Genomic DNA, 17,323 nt, shown 5'->3' on the forward strand with positions numbered 1-17,323 from the left:
TAGCCGCCTGACCGCTCTCTTCCGTTTCAAGTTCAAGGAGTAGCTCTCATGGCTGCCAAAGACGTCAAATTCGGCACTGAAGCCCGCGACAAGATGCTGCGCGGCGTGGATATCCTCGCCAACGCCGTGAAGGTCACGCTCGGTCCCAAGGGCCGCAACGTCGTGATCGAGAAGTCGTTCGGCGCCCCGCGCATCACCAAGGACGGCGTCACCGTCGCCAAGGAGATCGAGCTGTCCGACAAGTTCGAGAACATGGGCGCCCAGATGGTCCGCGAAGTCGCTTCGCGCCAGAACGACCATGCCGGCGACGGCACCACCACCGCCACGGTTCTCGCCCAGGCGATCGTCCGTGAAGGCGCCAAGTCGGTTGCAGCCGGCATGAACCCGATGGACCTGAAGCGCGGCATCGACCTGGCCGTCGAGGCCATCGTCGCCGACCTCAAGAAGAACTCCAAGAAGGTCACGTCCAACGCGGAAGTCGCTCAGGTCGGCACCATCTCGGCGAACGGCGACGAGTCGGTCGGCAAGATGATCTCGACCGCGATGCAGAAGGTCGGCAACGAGGGTGTCATCACCGTCGAGGAAGCCAAGACCGCCGAGACCGAGCTCGACGTCGTCGAGGGCATGCAGTTCGACCGCGGCTATCTCTCGCCGTACTTCATCACCAACTCCGAGAAGATGATCGCGGAGCTGGACGACCCCTACGTCCTGATCTTCGAGAAGAAGCTGTCCTCGCTCCAGGCGATGCTGCCGATCCTCGAGGCCGTCGTGCAGACCGGCAAGCCGCTGCTCATCATCGCCGAGGACGTCGAGGGCGAGGCCCTGGCCACGCTCGTCGTCAACAAGCTCCGTGGCGGCCTGAAGGTCGCGGCCGTCAAGGCTCCGGGCTTCGGTGATCGCCGCAAGGCCATGCTCGAGGACATCTCGATCCTGACCGCCGGCCAGATGATCTCGGAAGACCTCGGCATCAAGCTCGAGACCGTGACCCTCCAGATGCTCGGCCGCGCCAAGAAGGTGCGCATCGAGAAGGAGAACACCACGATCATCGACGGCGCTGGCAAGAAGAAGGACATCGAGGCTCGCGTCGGCCAGATCAAGGCCCAGATCGAGGAGACCACCTCGGACTACGACCGTGAGAAGCTCCAGGAGCGTCTGGCCAAGCTCGCCGGCGGCGTCGCGGTCATCCGCGTCGGCGGCGCGACCGAGGTCGAGGTCAAGGAGAAGAAGGACCGCGTCGACGATGCCCTGAACGCCACCCGCGCCGCGGTGGAAGAAGGCATTCTGCCGGGCGGCGGCGTCGCCCTGCTGCGTTCGCTCCAGGCCGTCAAGTCGATCAAGACCGTCAACGACGACCAGAAGACCGGCGTCGAGATCGTCCGCAAGGCGATCATGGCCCCGGCCCGCCAGATCGTCGACAACGCCGGCGATGACGGCGCCGTCGTGATCGGCAAGCTGCTCGAGTCGAAGGACTACACCTACGGCTACAACGCCCAGACCGGCGAATACGGCGATCTGGTCAAGGCCGGCATCATCGACCCGACCAAGGTCGTGCGCACGGCGATCCAGGACGCGGCTTCGATCGCGGGCCTGCTGATCACCACCGAGGCCATGGTCGCCGACCTGCCGAAGAAGGAAGCTCCGATGCCCCCGATGGGCGGCGGCGGCATGGGCGGCATGGACTTCTGAGGAAGTCCAGACGCCCAAAGCGTCAAAGTGCCGAAGCCGGGCAAGCCCGGCTTCGGTGGCGGCATGGACTTCTGAGGAAGTCCAGCTTCTCGCAAGCTATCGAGAAGGCCCGGCGCAAGCCGGGCCTTTTTCGTTTGCGTGATTTTCCAAAGCAGCAAGCGAGGGAGCCGACGCTCCCCTGCGGCCATGCGTCTCAAGCGGCCCGCTCGGGAGCCGATGAGATGTCATCATCCCCTCTCCTCGCCTATAAAAGCGGCAAGCGCCTCCGCAACGGATGCGCGAACATGCAAAAACCGATCGGGAGAGGCCCATGAAGACCTCCAAATTCCTCACAGGCGTCGCTTTCACCGCCACGCTGCTGGCGTCGCAGATCGCCCGCGCCGACATCACCATCGGCCTGATCGCGCCGCTGACCGGCCCCGTCGCCGCCTATGGCGAGCAGGTCAAGAACGGCGCCCAGGCCGCCGTCGACGCCATCAACAAGAATGGCGGCGTGCTCGGCGAAAAGCTCGTGCTCAAGCTCGCCGACGATGCGGGCGACCCGAAGCAGGGCGTCTCGGCCGCCAATCTTCTCGTCGGCGACAAGGTGAAGTTCGTCGTCGGCCCGGTGACCTCGGGCGTCGCGATGGCGACTTCGGACGCGCTCGCCGAAAGCGGCGTGCTGATGGTGACGCCGACCGCGACCTCGCCGGCGCTGACCAGCCGCGGCCTCACCAACGTCTTCCGCACCTGCGGCCGCGACGACCAGCAGGCCGAAGTCGCCGCCGCCTATGTGCTGAAGACCCTGAAGGACAAGAAGATCGCCATCGTCCACGACAAGGGCACCTACGGGAAGGGCCTCGCCGACAACTTCCAGAAGGGCATCAATGCCGGCGGGCTCAAGGAAGTGGCCTATCTCTCGCTGACGCCGGGCGAGAAGGACCTCTCGGCCGTGATCACGCGCCTGAAGTCGGCCGGTGCCGAGGTGATCTATTTCGGCGGCTATCACCCCGAGGGCGGTCTGCTCTCGCGCCAGCTCGCCGATGCCAACGTCAAGGCGACGATCATCGGCGGCGAGGGTCTCTCCAACACCGAGTTCGCGGCAATCGGCGGCGACCACGCCACCGGCACGCTGTTCACCAACGCCACCGACGCACTGAAGAACCCGGATTCGGCGCAGGCGGTTGCCGCGCTGAAGGAGAAGGGCATCCCGCCGGAAGCCTTCACGCTCAACGCCTATGCCGCGGTCGAGGTGCTGAAGGCCGGCATCGAGAAGGCGGGCAAGGCGACCGATGCCTCGGGCACGGCCAAGGCGCTGCAATCGGGCATGCCGATCAAGACCGCCATCGGCACGCTGACCTATGGCAAGACGGGCGATCTGAGCTCGCCGAGCTTCTCGATGTACAAGTGGGACGCCGGCAAGATCGTCGCGGCGGAGTGAGACAGAGGGCGAAGCGGGTCATGCCCGCTTCGCCTTTTTTCGGGGCGCGGGTTATCCTAGGCAACCTCAGTTTGACCCGGGATGACCTCTCGATTGGAGCGCTCCGGGTGGCCGCAAGCAGCCACCTCGCTGGGTAATATCACGCTGTTGTTCGCCTCTCCGGCGGATGACAATTTGCTCATCTGCGCGCGTTGCCATTGAAAGGCCATCGGCGCTGCGACATGGTCCGAATCGTGGCCTCCACCGTTTCCCGCCAGGATTACAGCCCATGCGCCTGTTGAGCATTCTCGTCGCCGTGATGGCGGCCGCCGCGCTGGCGGTCGGCGCTTCGGCCCAATCGGCCGCCATCATCGGCATGGGCGTCATCGGCCTGTTGCTGGCGGCGGTGACCTTCCGCTCGCCGGCGCTGACGTTCTTCCTGCGCATCTTCTCCGGCGTCTTCGCCATCGAATATGTGCTGTTCGGCGCGGCCGCGCTGCTCGCCCAGACCGGGCTGTGGCCGGCGCCCTTGGGCATTCCCGCGATTCCGACCAGCCTGCCGACCACGGTCGGCGTCTTCGGCGTCCTGATCTACGCGATCTCCTTCGTACCGGTGATCGCACGCATCTCGCGGCTCGCCTCGCCCTTCTTCGAAACCGACGAGGTGACCACCGCCAATCTCTGGCCGATCGGCCCCTACCAGATCCGGCTCGGACGGCTCGCCGTCGCGCTCCTCGTCTTCCTGGTCGTCATAAACCAGCTCCAGGTCGGCATCTCGCTCAGGATCTCGTTCTTCAGCCGCGACATGTTCGACTCGCTGCAGAACAAGGACGCGCCGAGCTTCTGGTATCAGATCTTCTGGGTGTTCGTGCCTTGGGCAACGATCTGGGTCGTCTCGAATCTGATCGAGCTGTTCGCCAACTACACGATCCTGATCCGCTGGCGGCAGTTCATGGCGCGCGAATACACCGAGCGCTGGCTCAGCCACGCCACGCATTACCGGATCGCCCTGGTCGGCAGCGTCGACAACCCCGACCAGCGCATCGCCGAAGACACGCGAGCCTTCGTCAACCAGACCTATAATTTCGCACTGCCTCTGCTCTCGCAGATCTCCACGCTGGTCTCGTTCTCGATCATCCTCTGGAACATCCCCGTCGCCTTCACCCTGCCCGGCACCTCCTTCGCGGTCCCCGGCTACATCTTCTGGGTGGCGTTCTTCTACGCGGCGGCGGCGACCTGGCTGACCCACCTCATCGGCCGCCCCCTGATCCGGCTCGAGTTCGAGCAGGAGAAGCGGGAGGCGAATTTCCGCTTCTCCCTGGCGCGCCTGCGCGAATATTCCGAGCAGATCGCGCTGATGGTCGGCGAGCCGACGGAGCGCAGCCACCTCGCCCAGCGCTTCCGTGATATCGTCGAGAACTTCTACCGGCTGGTCTGGCGCCGGCTGAAGCTCACCGCCTTCACCTTTTCCTACAACCAGGCCAGCGTGGTCGTCCCGACCATCATCCTGGCGCCGTATTTCTTCGCCGGCACGATCACGCTCGGCATCCTGCAGCAGGTCTCGGGCGCCTTCGACCGGGTGCAGACGGCGCTGTCCTTCATCATCAACAGCTACTCCTCGATCGCTTCCTACCTCGCTTCGATCAACCGCCTGACCTCCTTCGAGACAGCGATCGCCGATGCGCAGCACGGCGCGATCAGCGAGGAGGCGCTGAGCCGCGAGACGTCGCGCGACGGCGGCCTGCATGTCGGCAAGGCGGTGCTGTCGCTGCCTAACGGCCAGCCGATCGTCCGGTTCGAGCGGCTCGATTTCGGCCAGGCGCGCTCGACCCTGCTGATCGGCCCGTCGGGCTCGGGCAAGTCGACCCTGTTCCGCGCCATCGCCGGCATCTGGCCCTTCGGCGACGGCAAGGTCGGAATCCCGGCGGATGCGCAGATCATGCTGCTGCCGCAGCGCCCCTATCTGCCGCAGGGCTCGCTACGTGCGGCGCTCGCCTACCCGGCCGAGGAAGGCGCCTATGACGACGCCGCGATCCGCGCCGCCATGGCGAAGGTCAAGCTCGGCCATCTCGCCGACAGGCTCGACGAGGTCGATCTCTGGGGCCAGCGTCTCTCGGGCGGCGAGCAGCAGCGGCTGGCGGTCGCCCGCGCCCTGCTGAGCAAGCCGGACTGGCTCTTCCTCGACGAGGCGACCGCCTCGCTCGATGAGAAGCTCGAAGGCGAGATCTACGCGACCATCGACACGGAATTGCCGGAGACGCGCATCGTCTCGATCGGCCACCGGGCAACGCTGCGCGAGATGCACGATGCCATCGTGACGATGGAGCCCAATGCCGACGGCACCTTCACACCGACGCCGACAGAAAAGGCGCCGGTCGCCTGATCGTCAGCCCGAGAAGCGGCATGCGGTTTTGAGAGAGGCCGACGCAAGAACAAAGCCCAGCAATAGCGGACTGAACATCATATTCAGTCCGCTATTGCTGGGCGATTGGCGTCGGGAGAATGGTCCGGTTGAGCCCGAGCCTGTCGGCTCAAGAACTCAGAGCGTGCGGCTGAGCACCAATTCGCCGGCGCTGCCCTTGAGCACCAGGCGACCATTGACCAGGTCCCATTTCTGGGTGGCGCGCAAAGTCGTCAGGAAGGAGCGCTCGAAATCGAGCAGCCCCTTGTCGCAGGAGCGCTTGGTCAGCGCGATCGGCCCGACCGCGAGAGCCTGCTGGCGCAGCGGATAGGCGGAGGCCGAGAAGGTGTTGCAGCCGCCGAAGCCGGTGCCGCGCAGGTTTGCGTCGATCATCAGGGTGGCGCGGCGATCATAGACCGGCTTGCCGTTGAGTTCGATGACGCTCCAGCTCGCGCCGATCGGGAAGGTCTTCTCCTGCTGCGGCAGCGGAATCGCCGTGCCGCCACCGCCGAGCTCCTCGCGGGACGGCATCTGCTGGCGGCGCTGCGCGGCGGCCTCTCCCGGCATCAGCATCGGTGCAACCAGCGCAGCAAGGACGGCCGCAAGGCCAAGGCGTCGAGTCATCTTCGTCTTACCTGCATTCACGCGCGCGGCCGCCTCGATCCAGGATCAAATGGGCCGCGGACCCCTTCATGGTTAAACGCGTAGATGCCAATTGGTTCAGGATCAAGGCTGCTGCACCGGAAAGCGCACAGCCGGATGGCCGGTTATGCGTTCAGATCCGGGCGTCGAGCCGCTCCAGCAGCCGGTTCGCGCGGCGGAAGACATAGGTCGGCGCGGTGACGGTGATGTCGTCCGCGCCCTTGCGGTCGAGCTCCTCGACCAGCGCGAAGACCGCCTTGTCCGGGCAATGCAGGGTCAATGGCGCCCCCGCGGCCGGTGCGCCAAAGGGCAGCCGCGCCCCGAAACGCTCGGTCAGCGCAGCCAGCGCCGACGCATCGAGGTCTAACCTGGCGCGGATTTCGCGGACCGTGCGCGCCTCCTCCTCCGCCGCGATGCGGGAGAGAATCGTCCTGGCCGCAGCCCTGGCGCGGTCGCCCCAGGGCGCGCGCGTCGAGGCGACGAGATTGGCTTCCGATGCGAGCATCACGCCGTCGTCGAGCACCTTGAGCGCATTCGCCGCGAGCGTCGCGCCGGTCGTGGTGATGTCGACGACGATCTCGGCGGTGCCGGCGGCAGGGGCGCCTTCCGTCGCGCCCAGGCTCTCGACGATGCGGTAATCCGCGAGCCCATGCTCAGCGAAGAAGCGGCGGGTCAGGTTCACATATTTGGTGGCGACGCGCAGCTTGCGGCCGTGGCGGGCGCGCATGGTCGAGGCGACGTCCTCGAGATCGGCCATGCTGCGCACGTCGATCCAGGCCTGCGGCACGGCGACGACGACATTGGCGTGGCCGAAGCCGAGCGGCGTCAGCATCTCCACCGCCGCATCGGCATCGGAGAGCTGCTCGCGAACCAGATCCTCGCCGGTGATGCCGAGATGAGCGGCGCCCGAGGCGAGCTGGGCGACGATTTCCGAGGCGGAGAGGAAGGCGACCTCCGCCCCCTCGACGCCTGCGATGGTGCCGCGATAGCCGCGCTCGCCGCTGGCCTTGACGAATTTCAGCCCGGCGCGGCCGAAGAAGGCGGTGGCGTTCTCCTGCAGCCGGCCCTTGGAGGGGACGGCGAGGACGAGAGGAGCATCATTGGCTTGCGGCGCTTGAGTCATGGGGTCTCTCCCGCCAGACGGTCGAGCCAGAGGGAGGCGCCGACCGCGGGGATCGCGCGCTTCGCGCCGAGGCGCCCGAGCAGGTTGTCGTAGCGCCCGCCGCCGGCCACAGGCTTGCCGTCGCCGCGCGCGGGATCGTGCAGCTCGAAGATGAAGCCGGTGTAATAGTCGAGATTGCGCGCAAAGCCGGCCGAGAACCCGATGGCGCCGACATCGACCCCGCGCGCGGCCAGGAAGCCGGTGCGCTCGTCGAAGGCGTCCAGTTCGCGACTGAGATCGAGCGAGGCCTGATCGGCCAAGGCCCTGAGCGCGGCGGAGGCCGTATCGGGATCGCCCGAGACGCCCAGCACCTGCGCCAGCAACGCCTTGACGTCGCCATTGATCGGATTCTCGCGTTCGGCGGCGCGGGCGAGGAAGCGCTCGGCGATATCGGCGGCGCTGCGCCCGCCGACCGTCGAGATGCCGGCGATTGAGAGCACATCCTCGACGAAGGCACGTGCGGCCTTGGGATCCTGCCCTTCCAGCGCCTTGAGCAGGCCGGCATGGGCGGCCTCGCCCTCGGCGAGCGGGGGATCGAGCGCCTCGACGGCCTGCGTCCCCCTGCCCTGCACGATGGCGCGCACCAGGCGCCGGCGTGCGCCTTGGGGTACGGCCAGCCGGTCGAGCAGCGCGCCGAGCAGCGCGACGTCACCCATCAGGATGCGCGGCGCCTGCAGGCCCAGCGCGGCGGTCGCCTCGATGGTGAGCCCCATGATCTCGGCATCGGCGGCGGTGAAATCGGCACGGCCGAAGGATTCGATTCCCGCCTGCTGGAACTCGCCGGGCTCGCCGGCGCGCATGCGGAAGACCGGGCCGGCATAGCCATAGGCCGCAGGCTCCGTCGAGCCCGAGGCGATGTGATCGAGCGCGACGGGGATGGTGTATTCAGGGCGCAGGCACCAGTCGCGCCCGTCGACATCCTGCGTCATGAAGATGCGGCGGCGGATATCCTCGCCCGACAGGTCGAGGAAGACGTCGGCGGGCTGGAGGATCGCGGGTTCGGCATACCCATAGCCCTCGCCCGCGAAGAGCGCGATCACGGTCTCGATGCTGGCGCGGCTTGCGGGCACGGGTCGTCCTGTCCTGTTGCGAGCGTCGTCCTAGCAGCGGCGCGGAGGATTTTCGAGGGATTTGAGGGAAATGGGTGAATGGGAATCGAAGGACTGACCGGAACCCTCTCCCGCAGGGAGAGGGTTCCCAGTGCCTCACGAATGTCGCGCCAGCACCCGCTTCACGCCCTCGACCAGTTCCGCTACGGGCACAGCGAACTGAGCCTCGGCCTGCTTGGCCTTGTGCTCGGCGGAATCCTTGACGTCGCGGCTGGCGGCGGCGAGTTCGGCGCCGAGGATCAGATCCTTGATGACGACGGTGCCGGCCTCGCGCTCGGACGAGCCCTGAATGACCGCGCAGATCGCGCCGCGCCGGTCGGCATATTTCATCTGGGCGTTGAAGCCGGACGAGCCGAGATAGAGGTCCGCGCGCAGCAGCGGCTTGCCCTCGGCATCCTTGGCCTGGCGCAAGCCTGCGACCATCGCCTGATAGCCCGGCATGAACTCCGGCGACTTGTTGTCCATCGCCGTGACGACGACGAGAGGCAGTCCGTTCCTGCTATCGACGATGGGCGACTTCACCGCCTTCAGCGCCGAATAGAGCCTGGAAACGCCGATCGAGAAGCCGACTGCCGGCACGGGCTCGGGCCGGAAGCGGCCGACCAGCCCGTCATAGCGTCCGCCGCCCGCGACCGAGCCGAAGCGCACGATTTGGCCGTCGTCATTGGTGACCGGGAAGGTCAGCTCCACCTCGTAGACCGAGCCGGTGTAGTATTCGAGGCCGCGGACGACCGAGGGGTCGATAATGATCCGCCCGAGATAGCCGGCCACCGTGATCAACTCGCGGATCTGCTCCAGTTCCCCGATGCCGGCGCGGCCATTCTCGGCATCTTCGACAAGGCCGCGCAGATCGGTGAGAGCCTCGGCCGAGAGCTTGGCAGAACCTTCGCTGTCCTCGGCATTGGCTTTGCCCAGCTCCGCGAGCTTCTGGCCGAGCTCCAGATAGCGAATGATGCGATCCGTCTGCGCGGGGGACAGACCCGCTCCCTTGGTGAAGTCGCCGCTCTCATCCTTGCGGCCGTCGCCGAGGAGCTTGCGGACCTCTTCAAGCGGGAACTTGTCGGCCTTGTCGATCGCGCGCAGCACGGTGAGGCGCACAGCCGGGTCGATGCCCGCCGCATCCATCACGCCGTCGAGCACCTTGCGGTTGTTGACCTTGACGACATAGTCGCCGCGCTTGATGCCGAGCGCCTCCATCGTATCGGCGGCGAGCATGCAGATCTCGGCATCGCCCGCGACGGTGCCCGAGCCGACGATATCCGCGTCGAACTGCATGAACTGACGGAAGCGGCCGGGACCCGGCTTCTCGTTGCGGAAGACATAGCCGACTTGGTAGCCGCGATAGGGCTTTGGCAGCGCGTCGAAATTCTCGGCGACATAGCGAGCGAGCGGCGCCGTCAGATCGTAGCGCAGCGAGAGCCACTGCTCGTCATCGTCCTGGAAGGAGAAGACACCCTCGTTCGGCCGGTCCTGATCCGGCAGGAATTTTCCGAGCGCGTCGGTGTACTCGACGAAGGGCGTCTCGACTGGATCGAAGCCATAAAGGGCGAACTGCTCGCGGATGACGGAGAGCATGCGCTCGGTGGCGGCGACATCGGCCGGGCCACGATCGACGAAGCCGCGCGGCTGGCGGGCTTTCAGCTTGGCAGGGGCGGTCTTGTCGGCGGACATGGGCGTGCGGAACTCAATCGGAGTGGGGAGCGTGCATAAAAAATTATGCACGCGGGTTAGACCGCCGCGACGCAGGGAGCAAGTCACGGGGCGTCATTCTCGGGCGGAGCGAAGCGCAGACCCGAGAATCTCATGACGAGAAGGGGCGTCATTCCGGACAAGCCGCGAAGCGGCGCCGATCCGGAATCCATCACAGAACTCTGCGCTCTACGATGGATTCCGGGTCTCCCTTCGGTCGCCCGGAATGACAAAACTGGTCACGAGATGCTCGGGTCAAGCTCGAGCATGACGGCGCGCTATTCCGCCGCCAGCGCTTGCACCCGCAAAGGCCGATCCTCGATCCCTGCCCGCGCCAGCTTTTCCGGCAGTGGGCCCCCGGTCGCCCAATCCAACAGTTCGGCGGTATGCACCACCGGCGTGGTCGCGCCCTTGTCCGCAAAACCCTTCGCGAGCTGGGTCATGCAGCCGATATTGCCGGTCGCGACCAGCATCGGCTTCGTCCGCTCGATATTGCCGATCTTGCGCTCGCGCAGCTTCCCCGCGATCTCGGGCTGGAGGATGTTGTAGACGCCGGCCGAGCCGCAGCAGATATGCCCTTCCGGCACTTCCTTTACCTTGAAACCCGCCCCCGACAACAGGCGCTTCGGCCCGTCCTTGAGCTGCTGGCCATGCTGCATCGAGCAGGCCGAATGATAGGCGATCGGCATCGCGACATCACGCACGGCCGAAAGCTCCAGCGTCTCCAGGAACTCGGTGACGTCCTTGGCCAAGCCTGAGACCTTCGCCGCCTTCTCGGCGTAAGCCGGCTCGTTGCGGAACATGAAGCCGTAATCCTTGATCGTCGTGCCGCAGCCTGAGGCTGTGATCAGGATGGCGTCGAGCCCCTCGCCCTCGATCTCCGCCATCCAGGCGTCGACGTTCTTCCGGGCGAAGGCGAGCGCGTCGTGCTCCTGCCCCATATGGTGGACGAGAGCGCCGCAGCAGCCCTCGCCCTTCGGCAACACGACCTCGACGCCGTGGCGGTTGAGCAGGCGGATCGTCGCCTCGTTGATGGCGGGGTCGAGCACCGGCTGGGCGCAGCCGGAGAGCAAGGCGACGCGCTTCGATCGCTCGGCCGGCGGCGGGAAGCTTTGCGGGCCTTCCATCGCCGAGCGCGTCGGCAGGCGCGCGGGCGCCAGCGCCAGCATCGCCTTCAGCCGGTTGCCGACGACCGGGAGAACGCCGAGCACCGGAGCGAGCGGCTTGGCCGCCAGGGCCATCAGCATCGCGGCGCGGAAGCGGCCGGGATAGGGCAGGATCGCCGCCAGCACCTTGCGCAGCAAACGGTCATGCCAGGAGCGCGTATAGGTCTCCTCGATATGCGCGCGGGCATGGTCGACGAGGTGCATGTAGTGGACGCCGGACGGGCAGGTCGTCATGCAGGAGAGGCAGGAGAGGCAACGGTCGATGTGCTGCACCACCTCGGCGGTGGCCGGCTTGCCGTTCTCCAGCATGTCCTTGATCAGGTAGATGCGCCCGCGCGGGGAATCGAGCTCGTCGCCGAGCAGCAGATAGGTCGGGCAGGTCGCGGTGCAGAAGCCGCAATGCACGCAAGTCCGCAGAATCTTCTCCGAGGCCGGCATGCGCGGATCGGAGGCGAGGCGCTCAGGGGTGAAGTTGGTCTGCATCAACTCACCTTAGTGCCATCAACATAGAGATTTTTTCGCACCAAGCTCGGGGAGGTCTCGCTTTCCACCCTGATGTAATGCCCAGAAAGGACAAGCCGAACAGCTTCGTCCTCACTCTTTACGTAGACTTGATTGTCCTGGGTATGCCGCTTCTTGCCAAGGGCTGGATCTCCAAGGGCAAACATTCCATCCGCGTTTCTAACGGCCAACCGCTTGTAGGTCGTGCCGGGGTCAAGCTTGTAGATTCTCATAGATCTGCCCTCTTGCGCGCTTGTTCAGGCCCCACCCTGCCAGGCTTTGATCCAGTCCATCGGCCAGAGCAGCATGATGACGTTGAGGGTGAGATTGTCGCGGATCAGCCAGCCGACGATCAGTTCCATGGCGAGAGCGCTCGAAACCGTCAGCCAGACCGGCGCGAGCCGCGCGACGAGAAAGCCCAGCACCATCGAGAGGATGTCGCTGACCGAGTTCAGGACGCTGTCGCCGTAATAGTCGAGCGAGATCGTCGCCGAGCGGTAGTGCTCGATCACGGCCGGCGAGTTCTCGGTGATCTCCCAGGCGCCTTCGATGATGATGGCGAGCAGCAGCGCCAGCCCGAAGGAGATCGGCAGGCCGGTCAGGCGGCGCACCAGCCAGAACAGGCCATAGAACAGGAAGCCGTGGATGATGTGCGAGAAGGTGTACCAGTCGGCGATGTGCTGGGAGTTCTCGGAGGAGAAAACCTGCCCCTGCCAGAACTTCACATAGCCGCATTTGCAGATCGGTTCGCGGCCCATGGCCATGAGGATCACAGCGGCCGCCGCCACCAGCAGCAGCGCCAACCCGGCGATTGCAAGAGGGCCGAGACGCCCCGGCGCCCAGCTCGGGCGCGGCGCGGCAAATTCGCTGGAAACCGGTTCGGCGAGCGCCATCATATCCCCGCATACATCCGGCCGGGCTCGAAGATGCCGGCGGGATCGAAGCTTTTCTTGATACCGGCCGTCACCCGCATCAGCGGCTCGGCCAGCGGCTGGAACACGTCGACGGCGGCGCGGATCGCATCCGGCGCCCGGACCAGCGTGGCATGGCCGCCGAGCGGCTTCAACGCGGTACGGATCGCGGCGGCGCCGGCATCGCCATAGGCGGGAACCGCGAGCCAGACCAGTCCGCCGCCCCAGTCGTAGAAGCAGCGTGCAGCCGGGATCATCCGCGCAATCGCAGCGGCGGCCTTCGGGCCGTTGGTCGGGGCGAGCGAGAGCCGCCAGACCGCGTCATCGCTCCCGGCGAAGAAGGCTGCATCGCGGATGTCGACCCAGAGTTCGGTCGGGGCTGTTCCTTCCAGCCGATCGGGCGTGCCATAGTCGCCGAGCAGCAGCGCGAGTTCACCGGCACGGTAATCGATCGAGTCCGAAAAATTCTCCAGACGCAGCAGGGTCAGCGCCTCCTCGCCAGCGATCCGGGCCGGGAGATGCGCCGCCGCCATCGGCTCGAAGGGCGAGCCCAGCGCTTTCGCCAGCAGCGCAACTCCCACGTTGTCGGAGAGGCCGCGCCATTGCAGCGTGACGATGCGTTCCGGCCGCGGCAGCACGCGGAAGGTGACTTCGGTAAGGAAGCCGAGCGTGCCGTGGCTGCCGCTCAGCAGTTTAACCAGATCGAGACCGGTGACGTTCTTCATCACCCGCCCGCCGGACTTGATCATCTCGCCGCGGCCATTGACCAACCTGACGCCGATCAGGGAATCGCGGGCGGCGCCGGCGTTGATCCGGCGCGGGCCGGAAATGTTGCAGGCGGCGACCGCGCCGATGGTCGGCGTGCCGTCCGAGCCGAAGAGCGAGCGATGGTCCATCGGCTCGAAGGGCAGCATCTGGCCGCGCTCGGTCAGGGTTTCCTGCACGATCTGCAGCGGCGTGCCGGCGCGGGCGGCGATGACCATCTCGGCCGGTTCGTAGAGCGTGATCCCGGTGAGGCCCGCGCTGGAGAGCGTGCTCGCAGCCTGGGCGGGCCGGCCGAGCCCGGCACGCGTGCCGCCGCCGCGCAGGAGCAGCGGCACGTTGTTGTCGACCACGGATTTCACGACGGCGCAGGCCTGCGCCTCGGTGGTGGGGGTGTGGATGGTCACGCCGCGACCCTGCCTTCCAGTGGGAACACCTTGGCCGGGTTGAGCAGCCACCCTGCATCGAACACCGCCCTCACCCGCATCTGCTGGGCGAGGTCGGCTTCGGTGAACTGGAAGGTCATCAGATCGCGCTTCTCGATGCCGACGCCGTGCTCGCCCGTGAGGCAACCGCCGACCTCGACGCAGAGCTTGAGGATGTCCATGCCGGCATCCTCCGCCTTCTGCGCCTCTACGGGATCGTTGCAGTTGTACAGGATCAGCGGGTGGAGATTGCCGTCGCCGGCGTGGAAGACATTGGCGACGCGCAGGCCGTAAGCTTTCACGATCTCGTCCATGCGCTTGAGCACATAAGGGAGCTGGCCGGTCGGGATCGTGCCGTCCATGCAGATATAGTCGGCGATGCGGCCGGTCGCGCCGAAGGCCGATTTGCGGCCCTTCCAGATCGCCGCCGACTCCATGGCCGATTGGCTCTCCTTCACCGTCTTGACGCCATGCTCACGGGCGATCGCCACGATACGGGCGAGCTGGGCGTCCATCTCCGCATCCGAGCCCTCGACCTCGATGATCAGCAGCGCCTCGACATCCATCGGATAGCCGGCCTTGGCGAAGGCCTCGCAGATCTCGATCGCCGGCTTGTCCATGAACTCCATCGCGACCGGGATGATGCCGGCGCCGATGATGGCGGCCACAGCCGCGCCGGCCTGCTCGCTGGTCGGGAAGCCGAAGAGCACGGGACGCGCTCCTTCCGCCGCGCGCAGAATGCGCACCGTCGCCTCGGTGACGATGCCGAGCTGGCCTTCCGAGCCGTTGATCAGGCCGAGCAGATCGTAGCCGGGGGAATCGAGATGGCCGCCGCCAACTTCAACGATGCTGCCGTCGAGCATCACCATGGTGACGCCGAGGACGTTGTTGGTGGTGACGCCGTATTTCAGGCAATGCGCGCCGCCCGAGTTCATGCCGATATTGCCGCCGATCGAGCAGGCGAGCTGCGAGGATGGATCGGGCGCGTAGAAGAAGCCCTCCGCCGAGACTGCACCGGTCACCGCGAGATTGGTGACGCCGGCTTCGACCCTGGCGATCCGGTTGGCATAGTCGATCTCGAGGATGCGGTTCATCTTCGAGACGCCGATCACCACGGCGTCCTCCTGCGGGATCGCCCCGCCGGCGAGCGAGGTGCCGGAGCCGCGCGGGACCACCGGCACGCCCTGTTCCAGGCAATAGCGCAGGACCGCCGCGACCTCCTGCGTCGTCGAGGGCAGGACGACCGCCAGCGGCATGCGGCGATAGGCGGTGAGCGCATCGGTCTCATAGGGGCGCCGCTCGTCGTCGCTGGTGATCAGGGCCTGCGGCGGAACCAGCCGGGACAGGCCGGCGATGATCGATTCGCGGCGGGCGAGAATGCCGGCATCCGGCTCCGGAAAGGCAATCGCGCTCATCTGTCCCTCCCCTCGCCCCGCGAAACACACGGCTCTGATTGCGCCGGAGACTAGACCAATTCAAGACCACTTGCAGCGCGTGTGGAAAGCCAGCCATTATTTCCAAAATGGAAAAGGTGGGCTTGCCATGGATCGGTTCGGCGATCTCGACGTCTTCGCCCATGTCGTCACGGCGAGGAGCATGTCGGCCGCGGGACGGCAGCTCAATCTGTCACCCGCGGTCATTTCGAAGCGCATCCGGCGCCTCGAGGAGCGGCTGGGGGTGCGGCTGCTGCAGCGCACGACGCGGCAGCTCGCTTTGACCGAGGCCGGGCAAGGCTTCTACGAGCGCGTCGTCTCGATTCTCTCCTCGATCGAGGAGGCGGAGGCCTGGGTCGCGAGCGGCGCGGGACAGGTGCGCGGCACCTTACGCGTCTCGGCGCCCACCTCTTTCGGCCGGATGCATATCGCCCCCCATCTCAAGGCCTTCCTCGACGCCAACCCGCTGGTGACCGTCGAGCTCGTGCTGAGCGACGCCTTCGTCGATGTGGTGGGAGAAGGCTTCGACCTCGCGGTCAGGATCGCCGATCTGCAGGATTCCAGCCTCGTGGCGAAGCGGCTCGCCCCGAACCACCGCGTGCTCTGCGCCACGCCGGGCTATCTCGCAGCGCACGGGACGCCGACCGACATCGCCGCGCTCTCGCGGCATACGCTGATCGCGCACAATGCCGACCATTGGCGGCTGGATGGGCCGGAAGGTCCTGTCTCGGTGAGGGTCGGCGGTCCGCTCAGGACCAATTCGAGCGAGGTGGTGCGGGAGGCGCTGCTGGCCGGCGTCGGCATCGCCCTGCGCTCGACCTGGGATGTCGGGCCGGAGCTGAAATCCGGCGCCCTGCAACGGGTCCTGCCGGCCTATGCGGTGGGCTCGCGCGTCGCGGTCCATGCCGTCTATCCGAGCCGCCGCCACATGGAGCAGAAGGTGCGCGCCTTCGTCGACTATCTCGCCGAACTCTACGGCGCCACGCCCTATTGGGATGCGGGGCTTGCGCTATAGGGCATTGCCGGCGGCCAGGCCGCGGGAGGATGCTCCGGGAAAGGGCTTATGGGAGGATAGTCATGTTCGGCGTGCTCGAAGGCACAGGCGTTTCGGTTCTCGATCCGCGCTTCCACCGCATCGTTCCCGGCTCGGCCCGGGTCGAGCGGCTCTGGACGGGTGCGCGCTGGTCGGAGGGGCCGGCCTGGTTTCCCGCCCATAACACGCTGGTCTGGTCCGACATTCCCAACAACCGGATGCTGCGCTTCGACGCCCTCTCCGGCCAGACGGCCGTCTTCCGCGAGCCCGCCCGAAATTCCAACGGCAACACGGTCGACGCGCAGGGCCGGCTCGTCACCTGCGAGCATGGCGGGCGGCAGGTGACGCGCACCGAGCATGACGGCAGGGTCACCGTGCTGGCGAGCCATTATGGCGGCAAGCGATTGAACTCGCCCAACGACGTCGTCGTGAAATCGGACGGCTCGATCTGGTTCACCGACCCCGATTACGGCATCCTCACCGACTATGAGGGTGACAAGTCGCCGAGCGAGATCGGCGCCTGCCATGTCTACCGGATCGACGGGCAAACCGGCGAAATCGCCATCGCCGCCGATGATTTCGTCAAGCCGAACGGCCTCGCCTTCTCGCCCGACGAGAGCATCCTCTACATCGCCGATACCGGCGCCAGCCACGACCCCGAGAACGGCCCGCGCCATATCCGCGCCTTCGCGGTCGGCGCCGACGGCAAGACGCTCGGCGCCTCGAAGGTCTTCGCCACCTGCACGAATGGGCTGTTCGACGGCTTCCGTCTCGATGTCGAGGGCCGGATCTGGACCAGCGCCGCCGACGGCGTCCACATCTACCACCCGGACGGCACGCTGATCGGCAAGGTCGCGATTCCCGAAATCGTCGCGAATGTCTGCTGGGGCGGCCCGAAGCTCAACCGCCTCTTCATCTGCGGCACGACTTCGCTCTATTCGGTGATGACTCACACCAACGGCGCGCGGCGGCCCTGATCCCAAGTGGGGTCAGCGCGGCAGGGC

General features: G+C 66.4%; 14 protein-coding genes. 5 read left to right on the plus strand and 9 right to left on the minus strand.

Annotated elements, in window-relative coordinates; all coding sequences use genetic code 11:
* The first annotated feature begins 48 nt into the window (after positions 1-48).
* From groL to GGC47_RS02495, 3 genes are all read left to right on the plus strand, one after another.
* Positions 49-1,686, plus strand: coding sequence for a chaperonin GroEL (gene groL, locus GGC47_RS02485; protein ID WP_038361239.1), 1,638 nt, complete (start codon positions 49-51; stop codon positions 1,684-1,686).
* A 310-nt stretch (positions 1,687-1,996) separates the two neighbouring features.
* On the plus strand, positions 1,997-3,106 hold the full coding sequence (locus tag GGC47_RS02490; RefSeq protein ID WP_112763356.1) for a branched-chain amino acid ABC transporter substrate-binding protein: 1,110 nt from the start codon (positions 1,997-1,999) through the stop codon (positions 3,104-3,106).
* A 268-nt stretch (positions 3,107-3,374) separates the two neighbouring features.
* Entirely contained in the window at positions 3,375-5,468 is a 2,094-nt protein-coding gene (locus GGC47_RS02495; RefSeq protein ID WP_038361236.1) for an ABC transporter ATP-binding protein/permease, read from the plus strand.
* A gap of 156 nt (positions 5,469-5,624) precedes the next feature.
* Here the strand turns inward: GGC47_RS02495 and GGC47_RS02500 are convergent, their stop codons facing one another.
* From GGC47_RS02500 to GGC47_RS02540, 9 genes are all read right to left on the minus strand, one after another.
* Positions 5,625-6,110: an META domain-containing protein gene (locus GGC47_RS02500; RefSeq protein WP_038361233.1), complete on the minus strand. Its 486-nt coding sequence runs from the start codon at positions 6,108-6,110 to the stop codon at positions 5,625-5,627.
* A gap of 151 nt (positions 6,111-6,261) precedes the next feature.
* Entirely contained in the window at positions 6,262-7,251 is a 990-nt protein-coding gene (gene hisG / locus GGC47_RS02505) for an ATP phosphoribosyltransferase (protein ID WP_133562085.1), read from the minus strand.
* A complete protein-coding gene (locus tag GGC47_RS02510; RefSeq protein ID WP_142020231.1) occupies positions 7,248-8,360 on the minus strand; it encodes an ATP phosphoribosyltransferase regulatory subunit in 1,113 nt (370 codons plus the stop codon). The genes hisG and GGC47_RS02510 overlap by 4 nt, the downstream gene beginning before the upstream one ends.
* Before the next feature lie 135 nt (positions 8,361-8,495).
* Positions 8,496-10,070 carry a histidine--tRNA ligase gene (gene hisS, locus GGC47_RS02515; protein WP_142020230.1) on the minus strand — a complete coding sequence of 525 codons (1,575 nt, stop codon included), beginning with the start codon at positions 10,068-10,070 and terminating at the stop codon, positions 8,496-8,498.
* A 296-nt stretch (positions 10,071-10,366) separates the two neighbouring features.
* Positions 10,367-11,737 (minus strand): glycolate oxidase subunit GlcF, encoded by a 1,371-nt coding sequence (gene glcF / locus GGC47_RS02520; protein ID WP_142020229.1) that lies wholly within the window; start codon positions 11,735-11,737, stop codon positions 10,367-10,369.
* Complete coding sequence (locus GGC47_RS02525) at positions 11,737-11,988, minus strand: hypothetical protein (protein ID WP_142020228.1); 252 nt, start codon at positions 11,986-11,988, stop codon at positions 11,737-11,739. Before GGC47_RS02525 ends, glcF begins: the two co-directional genes overlap by 1 nt.
* Positions 11,989-12,012: 24 nt before the next feature.
* Positions 12,013-12,648, minus strand: coding sequence for a DUF2585 domain-containing protein (locus GGC47_RS02530; protein WP_370954297.1), 636 nt, complete (start codon positions 12,646-12,648; stop codon positions 12,013-12,015).
* Positions 12,648-13,835, minus strand: coding sequence for an FAD-binding protein (locus GGC47_RS02535; protein ID WP_142020227.1), 1,188 nt, complete (start codon positions 13,833-13,835; stop codon positions 12,648-12,650). Before GGC47_RS02535 ends, GGC47_RS02530 begins: the two co-directional genes overlap by 1 nt.
* Positions 13,832-15,268 (minus strand): FAD-binding oxidoreductase, encoded by a 1,437-nt coding sequence (locus GGC47_RS02540; protein ID WP_142020226.1) that lies wholly within the window; start codon positions 15,266-15,268, stop codon positions 13,832-13,834. Before GGC47_RS02540 ends, GGC47_RS02535 begins: the two co-directional genes overlap by 4 nt.
* A 127-nt stretch (positions 15,269-15,395) precedes the next feature.
* On the opposite strand from GGC47_RS02540, the gene GGC47_RS02545 reads away from it, so the two are divergent.
* Both GGC47_RS02545 and GGC47_RS02550 read left to right on the plus strand, forming a co-directional pair.
* The gene (locus tag GGC47_RS02545; RefSeq protein WP_038361212.1) at positions 15,396-16,301 is read left to right on the plus strand and encodes a LysR family transcriptional regulator; all 906 of its coding nucleotides are present in this window, start codon (positions 15,396-15,398) and stop codon (positions 16,299-16,301) included.
* Positions 16,302-16,363: 62 nt separating this feature from the next.
* Positions 16,364-17,296: an SMP-30/gluconolactonase/LRE family protein gene (locus GGC47_RS02550; RefSeq protein ID WP_142020225.1), complete on the plus strand. Its 933-nt coding sequence runs from the start codon at positions 16,364-16,366 to the stop codon at positions 17,294-17,296.
* Positions 17,297-17,323: the final 27 nt, after the last annotated feature.

The sequence above is a fragment of the Allobosea sp. OAE752 genome (genome assembly GCF_050433265.1).
GTDB classification, from domain to species: Bacteria; Pseudomonadota; Alphaproteobacteria; order Rhizobiales; family Beijerinckiaceae; genus Allobosea; species Allobosea spartocytisi.